The sequence below is a fragment of the Delftia deserti genome, assembly GCF_042653485.1.
Lineage (GTDB): Bacteria > Pseudomonadota > Gammaproteobacteria > Burkholderiales > Burkholderiaceae_C > Comamonas > Comamonas acidovorans.
The window spans coordinates 4,238,916-4,262,165 of the sequence record NZ_JBHSIH010000001.1 but is presented as its reverse complement, the minus strand read 5'-3'; the positions used below and the strand labels follow the sequence as shown (position 1 = coordinate 4,262,165).

Annotated in this window: 27 protein-coding genes; 4 read left to right on the top strand and 23 right to left on the bottom strand. The window is 65.4% G+C overall.

Annotation, left to right across the window (positions count from 1 at the left end; genetic code table 11):
* Positions 1–90 precede the first annotated feature (90 nt).
* The 21 genes from ACFPFG_RS20480 to ACFPFG_RS20380 all read right to left on the bottom strand — a co-directional run bounded on the left by ACFPFG_RS20480 (position 91) and on the right by ACFPFG_RS20380 (position 14,893).
* A complete protein-coding gene (locus tag ACFPFG_RS20480) occupies positions 91–597 on the bottom strand; it encodes a peroxiredoxin (protein WP_013800250.1) in 507 nt (168 codons plus the stop codon).
* A gap of 118 nt (positions 598–715) precedes the next feature.
* The gene (gene rpsQ / locus ACFPFG_RS20475) at positions 716–985 is read right to left on the bottom strand and encodes a 30S ribosomal protein S17 (protein ID WP_012202338.1); all 270 of its coding nucleotides are present in this window, start codon (positions 983–985) and stop codon (positions 716–718) included.
* Between the two features lie 13 nt (positions 986–998).
* On the bottom strand, positions 999–1,196 hold the full coding sequence (gene rpmC, locus ACFPFG_RS20470) for a 50S ribosomal protein L29 (RefSeq protein ID WP_012202337.1): 198 nt from the start codon (positions 1,194–1,196) through the stop codon (positions 999–1,001).
* A gap of 10 nt (positions 1,197–1,206) precedes the next feature.
* Positions 1,207–1,623, bottom strand: coding sequence for a 50S ribosomal protein L16 (gene rplP / locus ACFPFG_RS20465; protein ID WP_012202336.1), 417 nt, complete (start codon positions 1,621–1,623; stop codon positions 1,207–1,209).
* Positions 1,624–1,625: 2 nt separating this feature from the next.
* The gene (gene rpsC / locus ACFPFG_RS20460) at positions 1,626–2,498 is read right to left on the bottom strand and encodes a 30S ribosomal protein S3 (protein WP_012202335.1); all 873 of its coding nucleotides are present in this window, start codon (positions 2,496–2,498) and stop codon (positions 1,626–1,628) included.
* 16 nt (positions 2,499–2,514) lie between these two features.
* Positions 2,515–2,847: a 50S ribosomal protein L22 gene (rplV, locus tag ACFPFG_RS20455; RefSeq protein WP_012202334.1), complete on the bottom strand. Its 333-nt coding sequence runs from the start codon at positions 2,845–2,847 to the stop codon at positions 2,515–2,517.
* A gap of 10 nt (positions 2,848–2,857) precedes the next feature.
* A complete protein-coding gene (rpsS, locus tag ACFPFG_RS20450; protein WP_012202333.1) occupies positions 2,858–3,133 on the bottom strand; it encodes a 30S ribosomal protein S19 in 276 nt (91 codons plus the stop codon).
* Between the two features lie 10 nt (positions 3,134–3,143).
* The gene (gene rplB, locus ACFPFG_RS20445) at positions 3,144–3,968 is read right to left on the bottom strand and encodes a 50S ribosomal protein L2 (RefSeq protein WP_012202332.1); all 825 of its coding nucleotides are present in this window, start codon (positions 3,966–3,968) and stop codon (positions 3,144–3,146) included.
* A 2-nt stretch (positions 3,969–3,970) separates the two neighbouring features.
* Positions 3,971–4,285, bottom strand: coding sequence for a 50S ribosomal protein L23 (rplW, locus tag ACFPFG_RS20440; RefSeq protein WP_012202331.1), 315 nt, complete (start codon positions 4,283–4,285; stop codon positions 3,971–3,973).
* Positions 4,282–4,902, bottom strand: coding sequence for a 50S ribosomal protein L4 (rplD, locus tag ACFPFG_RS20435; RefSeq protein WP_012202330.1), 621 nt, complete (start codon positions 4,900–4,902; stop codon positions 4,282–4,284). Before rplD ends, rplW begins: the two co-directional genes overlap by 4 nt.
* Positions 4,902–5,576 (bottom strand): 50S ribosomal protein L3, encoded by a 675-nt coding sequence (gene rplC, locus ACFPFG_RS20430; protein ID WP_012202329.1) that lies wholly within the window; start codon positions 5,574–5,576, stop codon positions 4,902–4,904. The genes rplD and rplC overlap by 1 nt, the downstream gene beginning before the upstream one ends.
* A 211-nt stretch (positions 5,577–5,787) precedes the next feature.
* Positions 5,788–6,099, bottom strand: a complete 312-nt coding sequence (gene rpsJ / locus ACFPFG_RS20425) for a 30S ribosomal protein S10 (RefSeq protein ID WP_003059431.1) — start codon at positions 6,097–6,099, stop codon at positions 5,788–5,790.
* A gap of 24 nt (positions 6,100–6,123) precedes the next feature.
* Positions 6,124–7,314: an elongation factor Tu gene (gene tuf, locus ACFPFG_RS20420; protein WP_013800249.1), complete on the bottom strand. Its 1,191-nt coding sequence runs from the start codon at positions 7,312–7,314 to the stop codon at positions 6,124–6,126.
* 174 nt (positions 7,315–7,488) lie between these two features.
* On the bottom strand, positions 7,489–9,597 hold the full coding sequence (gene fusA, locus ACFPFG_RS20415; RefSeq protein ID WP_183019284.1) for an elongation factor G: 2,109 nt from the start codon (positions 9,595–9,597) through the stop codon (positions 7,489–7,491).
* Between the two features lie 148 nt (positions 9,598–9,745).
* Positions 9,746–10,219: a 30S ribosomal protein S7 gene (rpsG, locus tag ACFPFG_RS20410; RefSeq protein WP_012202326.1), complete on the bottom strand. Its 474-nt coding sequence runs from the start codon at positions 10,217–10,219 to the stop codon at positions 9,746–9,748.
* Positions 10,220–10,379: 160 nt separating this feature from the next.
* On the bottom strand, positions 10,380–10,757 hold the full coding sequence (gene rpsL, locus ACFPFG_RS20405; protein ID WP_012202325.1) for a 30S ribosomal protein S12: 378 nt from the start codon (positions 10,755–10,757) through the stop codon (positions 10,380–10,382).
* A gap of 158 nt (positions 10,758–10,915) precedes the next feature.
* A complete protein-coding gene (locus ACFPFG_RS20400) occupies positions 10,916–12,085 on the bottom strand; it encodes a D-alanyl-D-alanine carboxypeptidase family protein (RefSeq protein ID WP_013800247.1) in 1,170 nt (389 codons plus the stop codon).
* Positions 12,086–12,177: 92 nt separating this feature from the next.
* Positions 12,178–12,813, bottom strand: a complete 636-nt coding sequence (locus ACFPFG_RS20395) for an alpha/beta hydrolase (protein ID WP_012202323.1) — start codon at positions 12,811–12,813, stop codon at positions 12,178–12,180.
* An 80-nt stretch (positions 12,814–12,893) separates the two neighbouring features.
* Positions 12,894–13,268 (bottom strand): (2Fe-2S) ferredoxin domain-containing protein, encoded by a 375-nt coding sequence (locus ACFPFG_RS20390; RefSeq protein WP_013800245.1) that lies wholly within the window; start codon positions 13,266–13,268, stop codon positions 12,894–12,896.
* Positions 13,269–13,278: 10 nt separating this feature from the next.
* Entirely contained in the window at positions 13,279–14,433 is a 1,155-nt protein-coding gene (locus ACFPFG_RS20385) for a VanZ family protein (RefSeq protein WP_183019282.1), read from the bottom strand.
* A gap of 31 nt (positions 14,434–14,464) precedes the next feature.
* Positions 14,465–14,893, bottom strand: a complete 429-nt coding sequence (locus tag ACFPFG_RS20380; RefSeq protein ID WP_197954613.1) for a CopD family protein — start codon at positions 14,891–14,893, stop codon at positions 14,465–14,467.
* A 123-nt stretch (positions 14,894–15,016) separates the two neighbouring features.
* On the opposite strand from ACFPFG_RS20380, the gene hemB reads away from it, so the two are divergent.
* Positions 15,017–16,024, top strand: coding sequence for a porphobilinogen synthase (hemB, locus tag ACFPFG_RS20375; protein ID WP_183019280.1), 1,008 nt, complete (start codon positions 15,017–15,019; stop codon positions 16,022–16,024).
* Positions 16,025–16,028: 4 nt separating this feature from the next.
* Complete coding sequence (locus ACFPFG_RS20370) at positions 16,029–17,231, top strand: magnesium transporter CorA family protein (RefSeq protein WP_380108027.1); 1,203 nt, start codon at positions 16,029–16,031, stop codon at positions 17,229–17,231.
* Positions 17,232–17,259: 28 nt separating this feature from the next.
* Here the strand turns inward: ACFPFG_RS20370 and ACFPFG_RS20365 are convergent, their stop codons facing one another.
* Positions 17,260–19,251, bottom strand: coding sequence for a sensor histidine kinase (locus ACFPFG_RS20365; protein WP_380108025.1), 1,992 nt, complete (start codon positions 19,249–19,251; stop codon positions 17,260–17,262).
* Complete coding sequence (locus tag ACFPFG_RS20360; protein WP_380108023.1) at positions 19,248–19,997, bottom strand: response regulator; 750 nt, start codon at positions 19,995–19,997, stop codon at positions 19,248–19,250. The genes ACFPFG_RS20365 and ACFPFG_RS20360 overlap by 4 nt, the downstream gene beginning before the upstream one ends.
* 164 nt (positions 19,998–20,161) lie before the next feature.
* Between ACFPFG_RS20360 and ACFPFG_RS20355 the strand changes: the two genes are divergently transcribed.
* Together ACFPFG_RS20355 and ACFPFG_RS20350 are read left to right on the top strand one after the other, a co-directional pair.
* The gene (locus ACFPFG_RS20355; RefSeq protein ID WP_380108021.1) at positions 20,162–22,552 is read left to right on the top strand and encodes a choice-of-anchor Q domain-containing protein; all 2,391 of its coding nucleotides are present in this window, start codon (positions 20,162–20,164) and stop codon (positions 22,550–22,552) included.
* The gene (locus ACFPFG_RS20350) at positions 22,549–23,193 is read left to right on the top strand and encodes a molybdopterin-dependent oxidoreductase (RefSeq protein ID WP_012202314.1); all 645 of its coding nucleotides are present in this window, start codon (positions 22,549–22,551) and stop codon (positions 23,191–23,193) included. Before ACFPFG_RS20355 ends, ACFPFG_RS20350 begins: the two co-directional genes overlap by 4 nt.
* Positions 23,194–23,250 lie beyond the last annotated feature (57 nt).

Here is a 23,250-nt window from a genome sequence, read left to right as displayed (position 1 = left end):
GAAATACAAAAAGGCATTGCACCTGGGTGCAATGCCTTTTTTCGCAAAAGCGCGCTGCCCAGGCCCGGCAGGCATGCAGCACGATCAGGATCAGGCCTTGGCCTGGCCCAGCAGGGTGGCAGCGTCGCTGACTTCGAACTTGCCAGGGCCTTCCACGTTCAGCGTGGCGACCTTGCCGTCCTTGACCAGCATGGAGTAGCGGTTGCTGCGCAGGCCCAGGCCCTTGCCGTTCAGGTCCAGCGTCAGGCCGGTGGCCTTGGCGAAGGCGGCATCGCCGTCGGCCAGCATGCGCACCTTGCCGTCGGTCTTCTGGTCGCGGGCCCACGCGCCCATCACGAAGGCGTCGTTGACCGACAGGCACCAGATCTCGTCCACGCCGGCAGCCTTGAAGGCTTCGGCCTGCTCCACGAAGCCGGGCACATGCTTGGCCGAGCAGGTGGGAGTGAATGCGCCGGGCACGGCGAAGACCGCGATGGTCTTGCCGGCAGCGGCTTCGGGCAGCTTCACGGGGTTGGGGCCGATGCTGCAGCCATTGCCTTCGACTTCCACGTATTCCATCAGGGTGGCAGCGGGCAGGGCATCTCCGACTTTGATCATCTCTATCTCCTTTGTGGTGCAAAACCGGGGGCCGCCGAAATGGCAGTCCCCAAACGAAAAAACGACCCACATTGTGGGTCGTTTCCTGTGGCCTTGCAGCCGGTGGGCCTGTGTAGGCTTACACCAGAGCAGCCTTTTGCACCAAGCGGGTAGCAACCCAGTTCTTGGTCTTGGACAGCGGGCGGCTTTCCGTGATTTCAACCACGTCGCCCAGCTTGTATTCACCTTGCTCGTCGTGAGCGTGGTACTTGCTGGACTTGATCATGATCTTGTCATAGATCGGGTGCTTGACGCGGCGTTCAACCATGACCGTCACGGTCTTGGCACGCTTGTCGCTGACCACCTTGCCAATCAAGGTGCGCTTGAGGGATTTTTTAGCTTCCGTCATGTCGGCTTCCTGATTACTTGGCGGCTTGCTTTTCAGCAAGGATGGTCTTGGCGCGGGCGATGTCACGGCGCGTGGTACGCAGCGTGTTCGTGTTACCCAGCTGTTGCGTAGCCTTTTGCATACGCAGGCCAAAGTGAGCCTTTTGCAGGGACTTCACTTCGGCTTCCAGGCCGGCAACGTCTTTTTGGCGGAGTTCAGCAGCTTTCGTCATGTTGTTCTCCTTAGGCACCAATTTGACGGGACACGAAGGTCGTACGCAGCGGCAGCTTTGCAGCGGCCAGGCGGAACGCTTCACGAGCCAGCTCTTCAGGGACGCCCACGATTTCGTAGAGCACCTTGCCGGGCTGGATTTCGGCCACGTAGTACTCGGGGTTGCCCTTACCGTTACCCATACGCACTTCTGCGGGCTTGGTAGAGATTGGCTTGTCCGGGAACACGCGGATCCAGATACGACCGCCACGCTTGACGTGACGCGAGATCGCGCGGCGAGCCGCTTCGATCTGGCGAGCCGTCAGGCGACCACGGTCAGTGGACTTCAGGCCGAAGTCACCGAAAGCAACGGAGTTACCACGCGTTGCGATACCGGTGTTGCGACCCTTTTGCTCCTTGCGGTATTTGCGGCGAGCAGGTTGCAGCATCTTTATTCTCCTTTACCGTCCGCTGCTGTAGCGGGCGCGTCAGTCTTGCGAACGCGCTTAACGGAATCAGCGCCAGCGCCGGCGGGCTTGTCGCTGCCGTCAGCAGGTGCTGCGTTAGCGCCTGCGGGGCGGCGGGCACCACGGCCAGCACCGTCACGACGACCATCGCCGCGACCATCACGGCGGGGGCCGCGAGGACGACGTTCTTCTTCGGGGCGGGGGGTCTCGGCTGCCGGCAGGTCGTTACGACCCAGCGTGTCACCCTTGTAGACCCAGACCTTCACACCGATCACACCGTAGGTCGTCTTGGCTTCGGAGAAGCCATAGTCGATGTCGGCGCGCAGTGTGTGAAGTGGCACGCGGCCTTCGCGATACCACTCGCAACGTGCAATTTCGATACCGTTCAGACGGCCCGAAGACATGATCTTGATGCCTTGGGCACCCAGACGCATGGCGTTTTGCATTGCACGCTTCATGGCGCGGCGGAACATGATGCGCTTTTCGAGCTGCTGGCAGATCGAATCGGCGATCAGCTTGGCATCGATTTCAGGCTTGCGCACTTCTTCGATGTTCACAGCCACGGGCACGCCCAGACGGGTCGCGAGTTCCTTCTTCAGGTTCTCGATGTCCTCGCCCTTCTTGCCGATCACGACACCAGGACGTGCCGAGAAGATCGTGATGCGGGCGTTCTTTGCAGGACGCTCGATCAGGATGCGCGACACGGCGGCATTCTTCAGCTTGGCCTTCAGGAACTCGCGCACCTTGATGTCTTCGGCCAGCATGCCGGCGAAGTCACGGTTGCTTGCGTACCAACGGCTGGCCCAGTTGCGGCTGACCGCCAGGCGGAAGCCGGTAGGATGGATTTTCTGTCCCATATTCTTCCCAGGCCTTTCAGTTGCCAACCGTCACGTACACGTGGCACGTGGGCTTGCTGATGCGATTGCCGCGGCCCTTTGCACGCGCGGTGAAGCGCTTGAGCGTGGTGCCTTGTTCGACGAAGATGGTCTTGACCTTCAGTTCGTCGATGTCGGCGCCGTCGTTGTGCTCGGCGTTGGCGATGGCGGACTCGAGCACCTTCTTGATGATCACGGCAGCTTTTTTCTGCGTGAACGTCAGGATGTTCAGGGCTTGGTCCACTTTCTTGCCGCGGATCAGGTCCGCGACCAGGCGACCCTTGTCCACAGACAGGCGGACGCCACGGAGAACAGCACGTGTTTCAGACATGTTCTATTCCTTACTTCTTGGCTTTTTTGTCCGCCGGGTGACCCTTGAAGGTACGGGTCAGCGCGAATTCGCCGAGCTTGTGGCCGACCATCTGGTCAGTCACATACACGGGCACGTGCTGCTTGCCGTTGTGCACGGCGATGGTCAGACCGATGAACTCGGGCAGAACCATGGAGCGACGCGACCAGGTCTTGACGGGCTTCTTGTCCTTGGTGGCGACGGCCTTCTCGGCCTTTGCCAGCAAGTGATGGTCAACAAACGGACCCTTTTTAAGAGAACGAGTCATTTGCTACCCTTTACTTCTTGCGACGCGACACAATCATCGACTGCGTGCGCTTGTTGTTACGGGTACGGTAGCCCTTCGTCAGGTTGCCCCATGGGTCAACAGCGTGACGACCTTCACCGGTCTTGCCTTCACCACCACCGTGCGGGTGATCGACAGGGTTCATCACCACGCCGCGAACGGTCGGGCGGATACCCATCCAGCGCTTCACACCGGCCTTGCCCAGACGGCGCAGGCTGTGCTCTTCGTTGGCGACTTCACCGATGGTCGCGCGGCATTCGATGTGCACCTTGCGCACTTCGCCGGAACGCATACGCACTTGGGCGTAGATGCCTTCACGGGCCAGCAGCGTAGCCGACGTACCTGCCGAACGGGCGATCTGCGCGCCAGCGCCGATCTTCAGTTCGATGCAGTGGATGGTCGAACCCACGGGGATGTTGCGGATCGGCAGGGTGTTGCCCACGCGGATCGGGGCTTCCGAGCCGCTGACGATCGTTGCGCCGACTTCCAGGTTGCGCGGAGCAATGATGTAGCGACGCTCGCCGTCGGCATAGCACACCAGAGCGATGTGGGCCGTACGGTTGGGGTCGTACTCAATGCGCTCGACCTTGGCGGGGATGCCGTCCTTGGTGCGCTTGAAGTCCACCACGCGATAGTGGTGCTTGTGGCCACCGCCCTTGTGACGGGTGGTGATGTGACCGTTGTTGTTACGGCCCGACTTCTGGTGCTGAGGCTCCAGCAGGGGGGCGAAACCTGCACCCTTGTGCAGATGGTCACGCGTGACCTTGACCGTGCCGCGTTGGCCGGGGGTCGTCGGTTTGAGCTTGATAACAGCCATGATTACGCAGCCTCCCCGGACAGGTTCAGCTCTTGACCGGGCTTGAGCATCACATAGGCCTTGCGAACGTGGTCGCGGCGGCCGGTGGTCTTGCCAAAGCGCTTGGTCTTGCCCTTGATGTTCACCACGGAGACACCAGCAACTTCCACCTTGAACATCAGTTCCACGGCGGCCTTGATTTCATGCTTGGTGGCGCTCTGCAGCACCTTGAACGTCACGGCGTTGGACTTCTCTGCAACCATGGTGGCCTTTTCGGACACGATGGGAGCAACCAACACCTGCATCAGACGACCTTCGTCAAACTTGAGCGTGCTCATTCGAACATCTCCTTGAGTTTGTCGATCGCACCCTTGGTGACGAGCACTTTCTTGTAGTGCACCAGCGACACGGGGTCGGCGTAGCGCGGCTCGACCACGAACACGTTCTTCAGATTGCGGGAAGCCAGGTACAGGTTCTCGTCGACTTCTTCAGCGATCACCATGACCGATTCCAGGTTCATGGCCTTGAACTTGTCGGCCAGCACCTTGGTCTTGGGGCTTTCGAGCTTGAGCGAGTCCACCACGGCCAGACGGCCTTCGCGGGCCAGCTGCGACAGGATGGCAACCATACCGGCGCGGTACATCTTCTTGTTGATCTTCTGCGTGAAGTTTTCTTCAGGCAGATTCGGGAAGATGCGGCCGCCGCCACGCCACAGAGGCGAGGAAGACATACCGGCACGAGCACGGCCGGTGCCCTTTTGCTTGAACGGCTTGGCAGTCGTGTGACGAACCTGCTCGCGGTCCTTCTGAGCGCGAGTGCCCTGGCGTGCGTTGGCACGGTAGGCGATCACGATCTGGTGGACGAGGTCTTCGTTGAATTCACGACCGAAAACAGTCTCGGGCGCATCGAACTTGGATGCGGCCTGGCCTTGTTCATTCAGGAGTTCGAGCTGCATTAGTTCGCTCCCTTGGAAGCTTTGGCCTTGATGGCGGGGCGCACCGTCACGAAGCCACCCTTGGAGCCCGGAACAGCGCCCTTGATCAAGAGCAGTTGGCGTGCTTCGTCAATGCGAACCACGTCGAGATTTTGGGTGGTGATGGTTTCATCGCCCATGTGACCGGTCATCTTCTTGCCCGGGAACACGCGACCTGGATCCTGGGCCATCGAGATGGAGCCGGGAACATTGTGCGAACGGCTGTTGCCGTGCGAGGCGCGCTGCGAGCGGAAGTTGTGACGCTTGATGGTGCCGGCGAAGCCCTTACCGATGGAAGTGCCTTGCACGTCCACCTTCTGGCCCACCGAGAACAGCTCGGCGACGGGCAGGACGGAGCCTGCGGCGTACTTGCCAGCGGTTTCTTCGGTCACGCGGAATTCACCCATCACTTCACCGGCTTCGACACCTGCCTTGGCAAGGTGGCCGGCTTCTGGCTTGGTCACGCGAGATGCCTTGCGCGAACCGAAAGTGACCTGCAGGGCCACGTAGCCATCGTTCTCTTGGGTTTTGACCTGAGTCACACGGTTGTTGGACACATCCACCACCGTGACGGGCACTGCGTCCCCGTCATCGGTGAACAGACGCATCATGCCCACCTTGCGACCCAGCAACCCGAGGGAGTTGCTCAGACTCATTTGTTTGCTCCAAAACTTCCGCCGCTGAAACTGCAATTGGCCCAGCGTTGCGCTCCCGCCCCAGATGTCCAAGGCCTTGCGCACGAAAGAAGGTTGATAAAACTTCGCTCAAGAAAGGCGAAGCCCCAAATTTTAACGCGAACTGCCTTTTCAAGCAAGTTCGCGTTAAATCAAAGCCCTTCAACGGCCCCGCAAGGGGCCCGTGAAGTTCTTATTGCAGCTTGATCTCGACGTCCACGCCTGCGGGCAGGTCCAGCTTCATCAGAGCGTCAACCGTCTTGTCAGTCGGGTCAACGATGTCCATCAGGCGCTGGTGGGTGCGGATTTCGAACTGGTCGCGGCTGGTCTTGTTGACGTGCGGCGAGCGCAGGATGTCGAAACGCTTCATGCGTGTCGGCAGGGGCACGGGACCCTTGACGATCGCGCCGGTGCGCTTGGCGGTGTCAACGATTTCAGCAGCCGACTGGTCGATCAGCTTGTAGTCAAACGCCTTCAGGCGGATGCGAATTTTTTGCTTGGACATTGTGTATTCCTAGTTTTCCAAGAATTACGCAATGATCTTTGCAACCACGCCAGCGCCCACGGTACGGCCACCTTCGCGGATAGCGAAGCGCAGACCTTCTTCCATGGCGATGGGGGCGATCAGCTTGACGGTGATCGACACGTTGTCGCCAGGCATCACCATTTCCTTGTCGGCGGGCAGCTCGATGGAGCCGGTCACGTCGGTCGTACGGAAATAGAACTGGGGACGGTAGTTGTTGAAGAACGGAGTGTGGCGACCACCTTCGTCCTTGGACAGCACGTACACCTCAGCCGTGAAGTGGGTGTGGGGCTTGATGGAGCCGGGCTTGCACAGCACTTGGCCGCGTTCCACGTCTTCACGCTTGGTGCCGCGCAGCAGCAGGCCCACGTTGTCGCCAGCCTGGCCTTGGTCCAGCAGCTTGCGGAACATTTCCACGCCGGTGACGATGGTCTTCTGGGTGTCGCGGATACCGACGATTTCGATTTCTTCGCCGACCTTGATGATGCCGCGCTCGATACGGCCAGTCACCACGGTGCCACGGCCAGAGATCGAGAACACGTCTTCCACGGGCATTGCGAAGGCACCGTCCACAGCGCGCTCGGGCGTGGGGATGTAGCTGTCCAGGGCTTCAGCCAGGCGCAGGATGGCGGGTTCGCCCTTGTCGGACTGGTCGCCTTCCAGGGCCAGCTTGGCCGAGCCGCGGATGATGGGGGTGTCGTCGCCGGGGAAGTCGTACTTGGCAAGCAGCTCGCGCACTTCCATTTCGACCAGTTCCAGCAGCTCTTCGTCGTCCACCATGTCGCACTTGTTCAGGAACACGATGATGTAGGGCACGCCCACCTGACGGGCCAGCAGGATGTGCTCGCGGGTCTGGGGCATGGGGCCGTCAGCGGCCGAGCACACCAGGATGGCGCCGTCCATTTGAGCAGCGCCGGTGATCATGTTCTTGACGTAGTCGGCGTGGCCGGGGCAGTCAACGTGAGCGTAGTGGCGACCGGCCGTTTCGTACTCGACGTGGGCGGTGTTGATCGTGATGCCGCGCGCCTTTTCTTCAGGTGCTGCGTCGATCTGGTCGTAAGCCTTGGCTTCGCCGCCGAACTTCTTGGACAGAACGGTAGCGATAGCAGCCGTCAGGGTCGTCTTGCCGTGGTCCACGTGACCGATGGTGCCAACGTTGACGTGCGGCTTGTTCCGCTGGAATTTTTCTTTTGCCATGATTTCTCCGAAAGAGCAAAACCTGTGTGATGTTTAAGGTCTGCACCCCATTGCTTGGTCGCCCCGCACAGGTGACAGGGCGGCATGGGATCGCAGACCGGCAAAAACCGCAGCACCCCGGCGCCAAAACGCCTGGGTGCTGCGATTCAAAAGCCTTCAATTATACAAAAAAGCTTACTTCGAGCGAGCAGCAACGATGGCTTCAGCCACGTTACGGGGAGCTTCGGCGTAGTGCTTGAACTCCATCGTGTACGTAGCGCGGCCTTGCGTCTGCGAACGCAGCGACGTGGCGTAGCCGAACATTTCGGACAGCGGCACTTCGGCCTTGATGGACTTGCCACCGCCGGCCATGTCGTCCATGCCCTGCACCATGCCGCGACGCGAGGACAGATCGCCCATCACGGTACCGGCGTAGTCTTCAGGCGTCTCGACTTCCACAGCCATCATGGGCTCCAGGATGACGGGGCTGGCCTTGCGGGCAGCTTCCTTGAAACCGAAGATGGCGGCCATCTTGAACGCCATTTCGTTCGAGTCCACATCGTGGTACGAACCAAAGGTCAGCGTGACCTTCACGTCCACGACGGGGTAGCCGGCCAGCACGCCGGAAGTCAGCGCTTCGATCACGCCCTTCTCGACTGCGGGGATGTATTCGCGAGGAACCACACCGCCCTTGATGGCGTCGACGAACTCGAAGCCCTTGCCGGCTTCCTGCGGCTCGACCGTGAACACCACGTGACCGTACTGGCCCTTGCCGCCGGACTGGCGAACGAACTTGCCGTCCACGTCCACGACCTTCTGGCGAATGGTTTCGCGGTAGGCAACCTGGGGCTTGCCCACGTTGGCTTCCACGTTGAATTCGCGCTTCATGCGGTCAACGATGATTTCCAGGTGCAGCTCGCCCATGCCGGCGATGATGGTCTGGCCCGATTCTTCGTCGGTACGCACGCGGAACGACGGATCTTCGGCAGCCAGGCGCGACAGGGCGATGCCCATCTTTTCCTGGTCGGTCTTGGACTTGGGTTCCACGGCCTGAGCAATCACGGGCTCGGGGAAGACCATGCGTTCCAGCACGATGGGAGCTTCAACGGCGCACAGCGTTTCGCCGGTCGTCACGTCCTTCAGGCCCACGCAGGCAGCGATGTCGCCGGCGCGGATTTCTTCGACTTCCACGCGCTCGTTGGCCATCATCTGCACGATACGGCCGATGCGCTCCTTCTTGCCCTTGACCGAGTTGAACACGGTGTCGCCCTTGGTCAGAACGCCCGAGTACACGCGCACGAAGGTCAGCTGACCGACGAACGGGTCGGTCATCAGCTTGAAGGCCAGTGCCGCGAACTTTTCACCGTCGTCGGCCTTGCGGCTGAGCTTGGTTTCTTCGTTTTCGGGATCGGTACCGGTGACGTCAGGGATGTCCACAGGCGCCGGCAGGTAGTCGATCACGGCGTCCAGCATGCGCTGCACACCCTTGTTCTTGAAAGCGGTACCGCACAGCATGGGCTGGATTTCGGTAGCCAGCGTACGAGCGCGCAGGCCGGCCTTCACTTCTGCCTCGGACAGGGTACCTTCTTCCAGGTACTTGTTCATCAGCTCTTCGCTGGCTTCAGCGGCGGCTTCCACGAGGTTTTCACGCCACTTGTTGGCGGTCTCCACCAGCTCGGCGGGGATGTCGTGGTATTCGAACTTCATGCCTTGCGAGGCTTCGTCCCAGATGATGGCCTTCATCTTGACGAGGTCGACCACGCCCTTGAAGTTGTCTTCGGCACCGATCGGGATCACGACGGGCACGGGGTTGGCCTTCAGGCGCAGCTTCATCTGCTCGACGACCTTGAAGAAGTTGGCGCCGGTACGGTCCATCTTGTTCACGAAGGCCAGACGGGGCACCTTGTACTTGTTGGCCTGGCGCCACACGGTTTCCGACTGGGGCTGCACGCCGCCCACGGCGCAGTACACCATGCAGGCGCCGTCCAGCACGCGCATGGAACGCTCCACCTCAATGGTGAAGTCCACGTGGCCGGGGGTGTCGATGATGTTGAAACGGTGCTCGGGGTAGGACAGGTCCATGCCCTTCCAGAAGCAGGTCACTGCAGCGGAAGTGATGGTGATGCCGCGCTCTTGCTCTTGCTCCATCCAGTCGGTCGTAGCAGCGCCGTCGTGCACTTCGCCCAGCTTGTGGGTCACACCGGTATAGAACAGGATACGTTCCGTGGTGGTGGTTTTGCCTGCGTCGATGTGGGCGGAGATACCGATGTTGCGGTAGCGCTCGATGGGGGTCTTGCGAGCCATGATGGATCCTTGATCGTATGGAGTGAGTCTCTGCCCGTTCCAGCCTCATGGTGCAGACGGACAGCAGTCTTATCTGGGGATGCTCCTAATCGAGACAAGGCCGCAGGCAAAAATGCATGCGGCCTGTCTGATCGGGAGCGAAGTGCTCTTAGAAGCGGAAGTGGCTGAACGCCTTGTTGGCTTCGGCCATGCGGTGCACTTCGTCACGGCGCTTCATGGCGCCGCCACGGCCTTCGGTGGCCTCGAGCAGTTCGTTGGCCAGGCGCTGGGCCATGGACTTCTCGCCGCGCTTGCGGGCGGCTTCCTTCAGCCAACGCATGGACAGGGCCAGGCGACGCACGGGGCGCACTTCGACGGGCACTTGGTAGTTGGCACCGCCAACACGGCGGGACTTCACTTCGACCATGGGCTTGACGTTGTTGATGGCAACAACGAAGGCTTCCAGCGGGTCTTTGTCAGGGTGCTTCTTTTGAATCAGGTCCAGGGCACCGTAGATGATGCGTTCTGCGACCGCCTTCTTGCCGCCTTCCATGATCACGTTCATGAACTTGGACAGCTCGACATTGCCGAACTTGGGATCCGGCAGGATTTCACGTTTGGGGACTTCGCGACGACGTGGCATTTTTTACCTCTATCTTGCTTCAGTTGGCATCTTTTCAGACACCGCGAGAGTCAACAGGACTCCCACTTACTCGACCCGCGCAAAACACTTGCGTTTGGGGTCACTACGCTGAATCTCGCGCCACGCGGGATACAGCACCTTCCTCGAAAAAACGCAGGGCTTACTTGGCCTTGGGCTTCTTCGCGCCGTACTTGGAACGGGATTGCTTGCGGTCCTTGACGCCTTGCAGGTCAAGGGAGCCACGCACGATGTGGTAACGCACACCGGGCAAGTCCTTCACACGGCCGCCGCGCACCAGCACAACGCTGTGCTCTTGCAGGTTGTGGCCTTCACCACCGATGTAGGAGATGACCTCGAAGCCGTTGGTCAGGCGCACCTTGGCAACCTTACGCAGAGCGGAGTTAGGCTTCTTGGGCGTCGTGGTGTACACACGGGTGCACACGCCGCGGCGCTGAGGGCAGTTTTCCATAGCAGGGCTCTTGGATTTGACAACTTCGACCGTGCGGCCCTGACGCACGAGTTGGTTAATGGTTGGCATTAATAAACGTCCCTAAACGTGAATTGCTTGCGAAAAGCGAAAACGTGAATCCCTTCGGAAATTCCGAAAAGCCCTCGACTGTACCAGCTTGCGGGAGATCGCACAACTGCACCCCCTTCAAGCCAGCACGCGAGGGCCTGGGCGACAGGCCCCGGGGCTTACTTGATCCAGAGGCGGATCGCATCCCAGGCACGACCGAAGAAGCCCGCCTGCTCCACGCCTTCCAGCGCCACCAGCGGCACTTCGGCCACGGTGTCGGCACCCATCTTGACCTTGAGCGTGCCCATGGCCTGGCCCTTGGTGAACGGGGCGATCAGCGGGTCCTGGCGCACGACTTCGGTGCTCAGCTTGCCGCCGCTGCCGGCCGGCACGGTGACCACGATGGGCGTGGTGCGGCCGATCTTGACGGTGTTCGCCTTGCCCTTCCAGACTTCGGGCGTGGCCACGGCCTGCTCGGCATCGAACAGCTTGACCGAATCGAAGGCCGCATAGCCCCAGTTCAGCAGCTTCTGGCTTTCATTGGCACGCGCGTTCTCGCTGGCAGCACCCAGCACGATGGAGATCAGGCGGCGGCTGCCCACGTTGGGCAGGTCGCGCTTGGCGGTGGCCACCAGGCAGTAGCCGGCGGCGGCCGTGTGGCCGGTCTTGAGGCCATCGACGGTCGGGTCGCGGAACAGCAGCGAGTTGCGGTTGGTGCCGTTGGAGGCCGGCGTGCCAGGATAGAAGTACTTCTTGGTCGAGTAGTAGTGCATGTACTCGGGGAAGTCCTGCATCAGGCGCTGGGCGAGGATGGACAGGTCGCGCGCCGTGGTCAGGTGGCCGGGCTCGGTCAGGCCCTCGGGATTCTTGTAGCTGGTGTTCTTCATGCCCAGCGCCTTGGCCTGCTCGTTCATGAGCCGCACGAAGTTCTCGGCCGAGCCGCCCACGCCTTCGGCCAGGGCCATGGTGGCGTCGTTGCCGGACTGCACGATCATGCCCTTGACCAGGTCATCGACCGGCACCTGCATCTTGGGGTCGATGAACATGCGCGAGCCGGGCATCTTCCAGGCGCGCTCGCTCACGGGCAGGCGCTGCTCCAGCGTGATCTTCTTGGCGCGCAGCGCGTCGAAGACCAGGTAGCCGGTCATCAGCTTGGTCAGCGAGGCCTGCTCGATGGGCGCGTCGATGTCCTTGGCGCCCAGCACCTGGTTGGCGGTGACATCGACCAGTAGATAGTTGCGCGCCGCGATCTCGGGCGGCTGGGGCGGGGTGATCTGCGCCAGCGCCAGGGCCGGCGCCATGGCGGCCGCCAGTGCCAGGACTCGCAGCGTGGAGGAAAGTGGCTTCATGAGGAAAACTCTCGCTAAAGGGCAGGGAATGCAGGAAAGGCGAAAACATGCCCGCCCGATGGGGCAGGCCTGTTGAGCAGCGGCGCGGGCCGCTAGGGGAGTGAGCGCAAATGGCGGACCACGAGGCTTTTGAGCAGCGGCAATTGTCCGTGAAAGAAATGACCACCCCCGGGCACGACGGTAACAGGCAGTATCTGCGGGCGCGCCCAGTCCATGACGGCAGACAGCGGCACCGTGTCATCGGCTTCGCCGTGCACCACCAGGGTCCGGTCATGGGCCTCGGGCGGGACAGGGGCCACGGTGAAGCGGCTGGCCGCCGTGCCCACCAGCACCGCCTTCTCCACCCTGCCCTCGTTCCAGAGTCCCGCCAGCACATGGCTGGTGACGAAGGCTCCGAAGGAGAAGCCGGCCAGCGCGATCGGTCCTTCGGGGGCGACCTGGCGGACCACGGACAGCATGTCCTGGGCCTCGCCGACGCCCGCATCGTGCTCGCCGGCACTGGCGCCCACGCCGCGGAAGTTGAATCGCACGGCCGTGTAGCCGCACTGCACGAAGGCACGCGCCAGGGTCTGCACCACCTTGTTGTCCATGGTGCCGCCGAACAGCGGATGGGGGTGGGCGATGATGGCCACGCCGCGCGGCGGTGCATCGGCGGCCGGCGCATCGCGCAGGGCCTCCACGGCCCCGGCAAGGCCGGTCAAGGTCAAACGTTCGGTCTGCGCATTCACAATCGCTATCCTAGTAGTAGCAGCCAATCCAAGCTGAAAAAGCACTGATGCCCGGAAAGGCCCAAAGTTCCAGCCGGTGCTCAGCGGCCCACGTCGGGCGGCAGCAGCAGGCGCTCCACGGGCTGGCCGTTCTTGAGGTGGGACTCGACGATCTCGTCGATGTCGGACTCGTCCACGAAGGTGTACCAGGTGCCTTCAGGGTAGACCACGGCCACGGGCGCGCCCGCGCAGCGGTCCAGGCAACCGGCCTTGTTCACGCGCACCTGGCCCTTGCCGGCCAGGCCCAGCTGCTTGACCTGCTTCTTGCAGTGGTCAAAGCCCGCCTTGGCGCCGTGCAGCGCACAGCAGTCCTCGCCGTTGGGCCTCTCGTTGAGGCAAAAGAAGATGTGGCGCGCATAGTAGTTGCCTGCGCCTTGCTGGCCGCTGTCGGCCCCGGGACGTGGGTGTTCGCTCATGGAGCGGATTCTAGGCCTGCGTCTGCTGCCCCGAAGGCGCCGGGGGCGCTGAAGGTGCGGGCGGCAGCGGCCCTGCATCGCGGCGCGCCACCCTGAGCAGCACATAGACCAGGGTGGCATAGGGCCACAGCCATCCCAGCCACTGGCCCAGCCCGTAGAAGCGGATGAAACGCCCCTGCTCCCAGGCCTGCAGCGTCTCGGAGAAATAGGCGCTGGTGGGCGCCTGGTTCAGGATGCTCAATTGCAGCACCAGCACCAGCATCAGCAGGGCTGCACAGGCGCGGCGCGACAGCGGCAGGGCCACCATGGCCAGGCCCAGGCCGCCCCATACGCCCATGCGCACGGGCAGATCCACCCATTCCCAGGCATGGGCAGGCCCCCAGCTCAGCGCGGCCGACAGCGCCGAGACCCCGATGCCGATCACGATGGCCGAGCCCGCCAGCACGGCACGCCGGCCCATGTGGCGCATCACGCAGTAGGCCAGCAGGCAGGGCACCCACAGGCCCAGCATCACGCACAGCATCTCGGTCACGGGCGACAGCGGCGTCAGCGCGGACTCGCGCAGCGGCAGCCACATGAGGAAGGGCGTGCCTTCGAGCATGTCCAGCAGCCCCTGCTCCAGCCGCTCCAGCACCTGGCCCAGGCCAAAGGGCACGGCGGCGGGAAAGAGCAGCGCCCAGGGCCACAGTGCCAGCAGCACCATGGCACCGCCGCCGTCCTCACCCAGCCAATGGGTGCGAAAGGCGCTCCAGCGCGCCAGGGCGCCCAGGCGCTCCAGCAGCAGCGCCACCAGCGCGCCCAGCAAGGTGCCGCCCGCATTGAGCACCAGATCCAGATTGGAGGGAACGCGCCGCGGCAGATAGATCTGCAGGAATTCCATGGACAGCGACAGCAGGGTACCGGCCAGCGCCGCCAGCGGCACGGCCGCGCGCGGGCTGCCGCTGCGCACCAGGGCCAGCGCCAGGAAAAAACCCAGCGGCGCGTAGCCGACGATGTTGGTGTTGACGTCGAACCAGGTCCAGTACGGCGGCGGGATCTTTGCCGTCAGGAACACCAGCGGGTCTATGCCCTGGGCACGCCAGCCGTCAAAGGGAAACAGGCTGGCGAAAACGATGAGCACCGCATAGACCAGTGCCAGCGGCCAGGCCGAAGTCCTTTGCACCACGCCCTGCCTCCCTCTTCGTTGGAACGGTTTCTCAGAAAGGTTTGACGACCACCAGGATGACGATGGCCACCAGCAACAGCACCGGCACCTCGTTGAAGATGCGGAACCAGCGGTGGCTGTGCTGGTCCCGGTTGTCGATCAGCTTGCGCAGCAGGCGCCCGCAGGCATGGTGGTAGCCGATGACCAGCAGCACGCCGGCCAGCTTGGCATGCATCCAGCCGTTGCCCGGCCCCTTGCCGATGCCGTAGCCCAGGTACAGCCACAGGCCCAGGCCCAATGCGGGCACGGCCAGCAGCGTGGTGAAGCGCAGCAGCTTGCGCGCCATGAGCAGCAGGCGCTCGCGCTCGGCCACCGAGCCGGGCGTGACCATGGCCACGTTGACGAAGATGCGAGGCAGATAGAACAGGCCCGCGAACCAGCTTGCCACGAAAACGATATGAAAGGCTTTGACCCACAGCATGCGGGCAGTGTACGTGCGTACAGGGGTGCGCCAGGCTGCGCAGGCGCAAAAGCCGAGTCCCGCGTGCCGGCGTCGTCGCCAGGGTTGCGGGGCCTGCGGCGGGAATGGGGCACAATTTTCGGCATGCATCTGTCCAGCCCCACCCCCTTCCCGCACAACCGCCCCCGCCGCCTGCGCCGCGACGCCTTCACGCGCAATCTGGTGCGCGAGAACGTGCTCACGGCCCACGACTTCATCTACCCCGTGTTCGTGCACGAAGGCACGAACCAGCGCGAGGCCGTGCCCTCCATGCCCGGCGTGGACCGCCTGAGCCTGGACCTGCTGCTGCCCGTGGCCGAGCAGTGCGTGCAGCTGGAGATCCCGTTCCTGGCGCTGTTCCCCGCCATCGAGTCCTCGCTGAAGACGCCCGACGGCAAGGAGGCGCTCAACCCCGACGGCCTGATCCCGCGCGTGGTGCGTGCGCTCAAGAAGGAGTTCCCGCAACTGGGCGTGATGACCGACGTGGCCCTGGATCCCTACACCAGCCACGGCCAGGACGGCATCCTCGACGAGTCCGGCTACATCATCAATGACGAGACCGTGCAGGTGCTGGTGGGCCAGGCCCTCACCCATGCCGAGGCCGGCGTGGACATGGTGGCGCCCAGCGACATGATGGACGGCCGCATCGGCGCCATCCGCGAGGCGCTGGAGGCCCACGGCCACATCCACACACGCATCATGGCCTACAGCGCCAAGTACGCCAGCGCCTTCTACGGCCCGTTCCGCGACGCCGTGGGCACGCGCGGCGCGCTGGGCAAGGCCGACAAGAACGTCTACCAGATGGACCCCGCCAACACCGACGAGGCCCTGCGCGAAGTCGCCCAGGACCTGGCCGAGGGTGCCGACATGGTCATGGTCAAGCCCGGCATGCCGTACCTGGACGTGGTGCGCCGCGTCAAGGACGAATTCGGCGTGCCCACCTTCGCCTACCAGGTCAGTGGCGAGTACGCCATGCTCAAGGCCGCCGCCGCCAACGGCTGGCTGGACCATGACCAGGTGATGATGGAATCGCTGCTGGCCTTCAAGCGCGCGGGTGCCGACGGCATCCTGACCTACTTCGCCATCGACGCCGCGCGCAAGCTGCGCGGCTGAGCGCATGCAGCCGGTGACGCCGCCCGCGGGAGCCGCTCCCGCCGCCAGGAACATGCGCATCTTCCACCTGCAGCCGGGCGGCGCCACCGAACTGGCCGCCCTGCCCGACCAGGCGCCCGCGCAGGGATTCGTCTGGATCTCCTGCACCCGTGCCACCTTGCAGGAGCGGCTGGCCGAGGTGCAGCGCACGCTGCAGCTGCTGTCGGGCCAGCAGCTGGTGGACCTGCATGTCTCGGACCTGCTCAACGCCCAGTTGCCCTCGCGCTACGACTACACCTCGCAGTACGACCTGCTGGTGTTTCGCCGCCTGGCCAGCGGGCAGGCACGTGCCGCCCCGCAAGCCGGCACGGCCTCTTCGCCTGCGGCGCAGGCGCTGCCCCCCTCACCTCCCGTGCGCCGCACAGGCCCGCCCGTGCTGCGCAACATCGACACCAGCCCCGTGGGCTTTGCCATGTTCGACCAGGTGCTGCTGTCCGTGCACCCCGAAGACTGCACCGTGCGCGACGCCTATGCCGCGCGGCTGCTGGCCGCCGTGCCCAATGATCCCCGCGAGGGACGGCTGAACCCCACCTCCGGCACGCGGCTGCCTGCCAGCCCGCCCGACCTCATGCTGCGCGTGGTCAACCTCATCGTGGACGGCTTCCTGGACCTGCGCCGCGAACTGTCGCGCCAGCTGGACCACTGGCAGACCGAGCTGCTGCGCCCACGCACGCGCTTTGCCAACTGGAGCGCCCTGCTGGACGCACGCCTGGCCCTGCACGAGCTGGATGAGGTCTGCGAAGACCAGCGCACCGCCGTGCAGGACTGGACGGACGCGCTGGAGACCTGGGCGCCTCCCGAGGGCGCGGCGGCGCTGCGCGAGCTGGACCTGCTCAAGGTGCGCAGCCGCGACGTGCTGGAACACATAGAGCGCGTGGTCCACCACGTGCGGCGGCTGGAGCAAAGCACCGAGACCGTGGTTCAGATGCATTTTTCCGTGCAGAGCAACCGCACCAACGACATCATGCGCACGCTCACCGCACTGACTGCCGTCTTCCTGCCGCTGAACCTGATTGCCGGCATCTTCGGCATGAACTTCGAGTTCATCCCCCTGGTGCACAAGCAGGACGGCTTCTGGTGGGCCATGGGCTCGATGATGGCGATTGCCGTGGGCCTGACCATGTTCTTCTGGCGCAAGCGCTACATGGCGCGCACGGCGCAGGACTAGCGCCACCGGGGCGAGGCCTCCGCCCCTGTCAGGCGCCCGCCCGCTCCAGCGGCATCCACAGCGTGAAGCGATTGCCGCCGGCCAGGGGCTCCCAGTCCAGCCGGGCCTGCAGCGCCAGCGCGCGCGTGCGCATGTTCGCCAGTCCCTTGCGGCCTTCGGTGGGTGCCTGGGCGCGATCGAAGGGGCGGCCGTCGTCCCCCACCAGCACCTGCACGCCGGCCCGGCCGTCCAGCAGGGCCTGGGCCGTGCGCACCCTGATCTCGCGCGCGCCGCTGTGCTTGATGATGTTGGTCAGCACCTCCTGCAGGATGCGCAGCACATGCAGGGCGGCCTGCGCGTCCAGCCACGGCAGCGCGGGCAGGTCGCTCACCTCCCAGTGCAGCCGCAGCCCCGCCCCTTCCAGGCGTGGCCCCAGCCGGTAGCGCAGCCCGGCCAGCAGCGCCAGCAGGTCGCAGTCCAGCGGCTCCAGCGAATCGATGGACAGCTTCAGGTCATCGATGCACTCCTGCAGCAGCTGCACCAGGTCCACCGTGCCGGCCTGGTTGAACTCCACCACGCGCAGCGCGCTCATCAGCGAAGAGCCCACGCCGTCGTGCATCTCGCGCATCAGACGCTGGCGCTCCTGCATCAGCGTCTGCTCGCGCTCCACGGCCAGCAGGCGCTCATGGGCCTGGGCCAGCTCCGCCTCCTGGGCCTTGAGCCGTTCCGCCAGATGCAGGTTGGCGTTCTCTGCCACGGCCAGCGCGCCGTTGTAGCGCCGGTAGGCCACCAGCAGGAACAGCGTGAACAGCCCCAGGTACACATAGGGCGTGAGGTAGATGCTCTCTATGCTGATCAGGTAGCTTTGCAGCGCCAGGTCATGGAAGCCGATGGGAAACGACAGCAGCATCCACACGGCCAGCATGGTGCTGCCGCCATCGCGCATGCGCCAGGCGCCCACCACGGCCATGCACAGCACCAGGATCTCCGGCGGCACCATCAGCAGCCGCAGCAGCGGCAGGATGGTCTCGTGCGCCGGCCCCCACAGCGGCACCGCCACCAGCAGCACCGTGCCCACATAGCCCTGCAGCACCCGGCCCAGCCATGGCCGGCGCCTGCGCTGCATCAGGCACAGGAAATGGAAGGCCGCCACCGTGGCGCCCATGAGGCCGGCCAGCGTCAGCCAGGAGAACCAGCCGTCCGACAGGGCCAGCCCCTCGCCGTCCACCATGAACTGCAGCGAGCCCAGCAACTGGCACAGCGACATCAGGAAGAACAGCAGGAACACCACATCCCCGCGCCGCCGCTGCAGCGTCCACAGCGCCAGCGCGAACAGGCCCAGCACCAGGTAGGAGCCCGCCGTGTAGACCACCAGATCGGCCTGGAGCAGGCTGCGCAGCCGCCAGGACAGGCGCAGCGACTCGGCCGGCCCCGCCCACAGGCTGGACAGCGCCCCGCCCACGCCCTGCTGGCTGGCCATGCGCACATGCACCTGCAGGGGGCGCCCGGGCTGCGCCAGCCCGCCCAGGTCCAGCCACACCGGCAGGTTGAAACTGTTCCACACCCGGCTGCCGCGCGTCTGCCAGGCCAGCTTCCCGTCCACATACACCGCCACCGTGCCCACCGTCTGCCAGCGCGGGATATACAGGCGCGCGCCCTGGGGCGTGGGCGCCAGCGCCCCGGGCGGCACCACGGCGCGGAACCAGCGCACCTCGGGCGGCGCCAGGGCCAGGTCGCCGCTGCCCGACACGGCCCTGTCTCCCGCATAGGGCAGATCCACCTCGCGCCAGGGCGTGGCCGCGCCCAGCACCGCATCGTCCGCCGCCTCCAGCGCCACGGGCGGCTCCCAGCGCTGGCTGGGCGACGCCCACAACTGCGCCTGGCGCAACTGCACCGGAACGCCTGCGGCATCGCCTCGCAGCCCGAACGCCCCCGCCAGCAGCATCGCCAGCGCCGCCAGCCCCGCGGACACCAGCAGGGCCCGCCGCTGGAGCGGCTGCCCGGTCAACCCCCTGCTGAGGCGGCGCTCATCTGCGCTCATCGCCGTCCCTCGGCCAGCCAGCCGTGCTGCAACGCCACATGCATCATCTGCGTGCGGCTGGACACCTGCAGCTTGCCGTAGATGCGCCGCACGAAGGTGCGCACCGTGTGGCGCGACACGCCCAGCTGGCGCGCCACCTCGTCCAGCGTATGGCCGCGCGCCACCAGGCGCAGCACCTCCAGCTCGCGCGTGGACAGCGCCTGCGCGGCGGCCTGCGGCTCCACAGGCCGTTCCAGCCCGGCCACCGCCCCGGCCCGCTGCTGGCGCAGCAGCAGCTTGCGCGCCACCATGGGATTGATGGGGCTGCCGCCCGCGTGCAGGCTGCGCACCTCCTCCAGCACCGCGTCGGCGGCCAGGTCCTTGAGCAGATAGCCCATGGCGCCGGCCTCGATGGCGGCCAGCACATGCTGCTCGTCGCCGAAGATGGTGCTGACCATCACCGCTGCCCCGGGATGGCGGGTGCGCACGGCAGCAATCACCTCCAGGCCGCTGCCATCGGGCAGGCCCAGGTCCACCAGCATCACGTCCATGGCGCCCGCCCCATCGGCACGACCGAGCTGGTGCAGGGCCTCCGCGCGGCTGGCTGCCGCCCAGCACAGGACCATGTCCTTCGCGGCATTGATCACGCCCACCAGGGCGTGGCGGCAGGCGGCATCGTCCTCCACCACGGCCACGCGGATGGGGGCGGGTGCAGCATTGCCGGCTCCGGCGGGGCTGGCTGGACTTTCTGGAGGGTCTGCGTGCATGGGCCAAAAGTTCTGCGGACCTGCCATGGCGGCAAGAGCTGCATGTTCACATGGATAGGGGTGCCTCGTCTTGTCGCCCGAAAGGGGGACATACAGGAAAGGCGCCAGTGGCTATGGTCGCCCAGGCCACCCGGCACCGACTTCAAGGTTCAAGGAGATAGACGATGGCCCTCCTGCCCATGCCCCGCACCGCGCAGGCCGGCATTACCGCCCTAACCCGCGCCATGTCCCGCGCCGTGCCCCGCGCCGTGCCCCACGCCCTGGCCCTGGCCGCCCTGCTGGGCGCCGCCCCGGGCGCACAGGCCGCGCCCGCCGGCAGCCAACTCACCTGCCATGCGGCCAGCGACGGCAGCGCCGCCGCCAGCGGCCTGGACTGGAGCAGCGCCACCACGCTGCAGGCCGCGCTGGGCAGCGGGGCCTGCAGCAGCATCCGGCTCAAGCAGGGCATCTACCGGCCCACGGCGGGCACGGACCGCAGCGCCAGCTTTGCCATCAACGCACCGGTGCACTTGCTGGGCGGCTACACCGGCAACAGCACCGCGCCCGAGGAACGCACCACCGACCCGCGCCTGACCGTGCTGTCCGGCGACATCGATGGCAATGACAGCAACCGCACGGGCGGCATCACGCCCGCCGCCACGGACATCCAGGGCGGCAACAGCTTCAACGTGGTGGTGATCGGCGGGCGGGGCAACAGCAGCAGCGGCGGCCCCTACACACGGGACAACACGCGGCTGGACACCCTCACCATCACGGCGGGCCAGTCCGGCGGCACCAACTACCACGGCGCCGGCCTGTACTGCAACGGCGCGGGAGCGGGCAGCGCCTGCAGCCCCACGCTGCTCAACGTGGTGTTCAGCGGCAACAAGGCCGAGTCCAATGCCGGCCAGGGCGGCGCCCTCTACAACCTTTCCGACAACGCCGGCACCGCCAGCCCCCTGATCCGCCAGTCCAGCTTCAGCGGCAACAGCGCAGCCATGGGCGGTGCCATCTATAGCGAAGGCTGGGGCAACGGCGCCAATGCCATGGAGATACGCCAGTCCCTGTTCGCCGGCAATTCGGCCAGCGCGGACGCAGGCGCCCTCTACCACCTGGTACACGACACGGCCAATGCCCTGCGCATCGAGGACGTCACCTTCACCGGCAACCGCGCAGGCCGCCATGGCGGCGCCCTGTACTACCGGACGGAGGGCTCCACGTTCACGGGCAGTTCGCTGGTCCGCTTCACCACCTTCGTCGGCAACCAGGCGGGCACCAGCCAGGCGGACGGCGCAGGCCACGCTCTGTACAACGATGCCGCATGGCCCACCGGGTATGCCAACCCTGTCGCCCTGGTCTCCAGCATTCTGTGGAACGCGACTGGCACGACGGGCCCGGAGATCTACAACAAGGACGGCAACAACCCGCTGGTGAGCCTGGACTACAGCATTCTCAGGACCGTCAGCACTGCCGGCCTGCCGCCTGGCGCCATCGACATCGACGACAGGGGCACCAATCTTTTCGACCAGGACCCCCTGCTGGCAAGCCTGCACAACAACGGCGGCGCCACGCCGAGCCTGCTGCCGGCCGCAGGCTCGCCGGCCGTGGACGCCGTACCGTCCTACTACTGCAACGGCCTCATCGACCAGCGCGGCCAGGTGCGCCCCCAGGGCGCGGGCTGCGACATGGGCGCGGTGGAACTGCAGGGTGCCGCAGCCTTGATCGTGCAGGTCAGCACGCCAGGCGGCAGCGTGACGGCCGGCGACCTGCCCGTGCCCCTGGACGGCGGCATCGTGCAATGCACGCAGCCTTCCGGCGGCGGCACACCGGCACAGTGCAGCGCCAGCTACCCCTCCGGCGCCCAGACCCTGGTCACGCTGACGGCCACGCCCGCGCCGGCCTACAGGTTCGCAGGCTGGGGCAATGACTGCAGCGGCAACGCCACCTCCTGCACCGTGACCATGGACCGGGCGCGCAACGTGCTGGCCATGTTCGTGCCCGACACCACGTACACGGGCGCCGGCCCCGGCGGCGCCGTCACCCTGGCCCTGGACAGCCCCAGCGGCGGCTGCGTGCTCGACGGCGCGCCCGCCTTCACGGCAGCCACCGGCAGCCTGCCCGCAGGGCACCGCTATCCCTGGGGACAGGCCAGCTTCCAGGCCATGTACTGCATGCCGGGCGAGAAGCTGGGCGTCACGCTCACGCTGCCCGAGGCCATTCCCGCCAATGCCCGGCTGTTCAAGTACCTGGACCAGCAATGGGTGCCCTGGCCCATCGACAGCCTGCAGGGCCGCACGCTGCGCTTTTCCGTCACCGACAACAACGGCAGCGCCACCGCCACCGCCACGGGCGACAGCAATCCCGCGCCGGGTGCCATCAGCGACCCCGTGCTGCTGGCCGTGCCGCTGGCGGGTCCTGCCGGCCCCACGGCCACGCCCGTGCCGGGCCTGGGCCTGCCCGCCCTGGCGCTGCTGGGCCTCTTGACCGCTGCAGGCGCGGCGCTGTCGCGAAGGGAGAGGAGTTCACGGAAAATCGGCGCTGGCACATCGCCACGCACCCCCAGGAGTTCCTCATGACCGCATCCGCAAGCCGGAGCCCGCTTTCACGCCGCAGCCTGCTGGCCGCCAGCGCAGCCACCGGCCTGGCCCTTTGCGAAAGCGCCCTGGCCGCTCCCGCCGCCCCCGGAAAAAGCACCGAAGCCGCCGTGCTCACCATCAGCGGCCCCGGTGTGCGCGGCAACCGGGGGCCGCTGGACCCGGTGGCCGATCTGCTGCTGAAAAACCATGGCCTGGCCTTCGACTCGGCCTGGACCACAGGGGCCGGTGCGCTGGAGCGCCTGCCCACGGTGGAGATCACGCCCCATATCGAATACGACGGCCAGCCCCACCGGCTGCGCGGCCCGCTGCTGGCCACCGTGCTGCAGGCGGCCGGCGTGGACAGCGCCGCCGCAGCGGCCAGGGGCCAGTGGATCACCCTGCAGGCCATCGACGGCTACCGCGCCCAGCTGCCGCTGGCCCAGGCCCTGCAATGGCGCATGCTGCTGGCCACGCACATGGACGGCCGGCGCCTGGGCCTGGGCGGCCTGGGCCCGCAATGGGCCATGTACGACGCCGACCGCATTGCCGATCTGGCAGGCAAGCCGCTCAAGGAACGCTTTGCGCAGGCGCCCTGGGGGCTGTACCACATGGGGCTGCACGCGCAGCAACCCCAGGGCTGAACCTGGCTTCAGAGCGCGGCAGGACGCGCATTTGGAGTAGCATTTCGCGATCGTCTC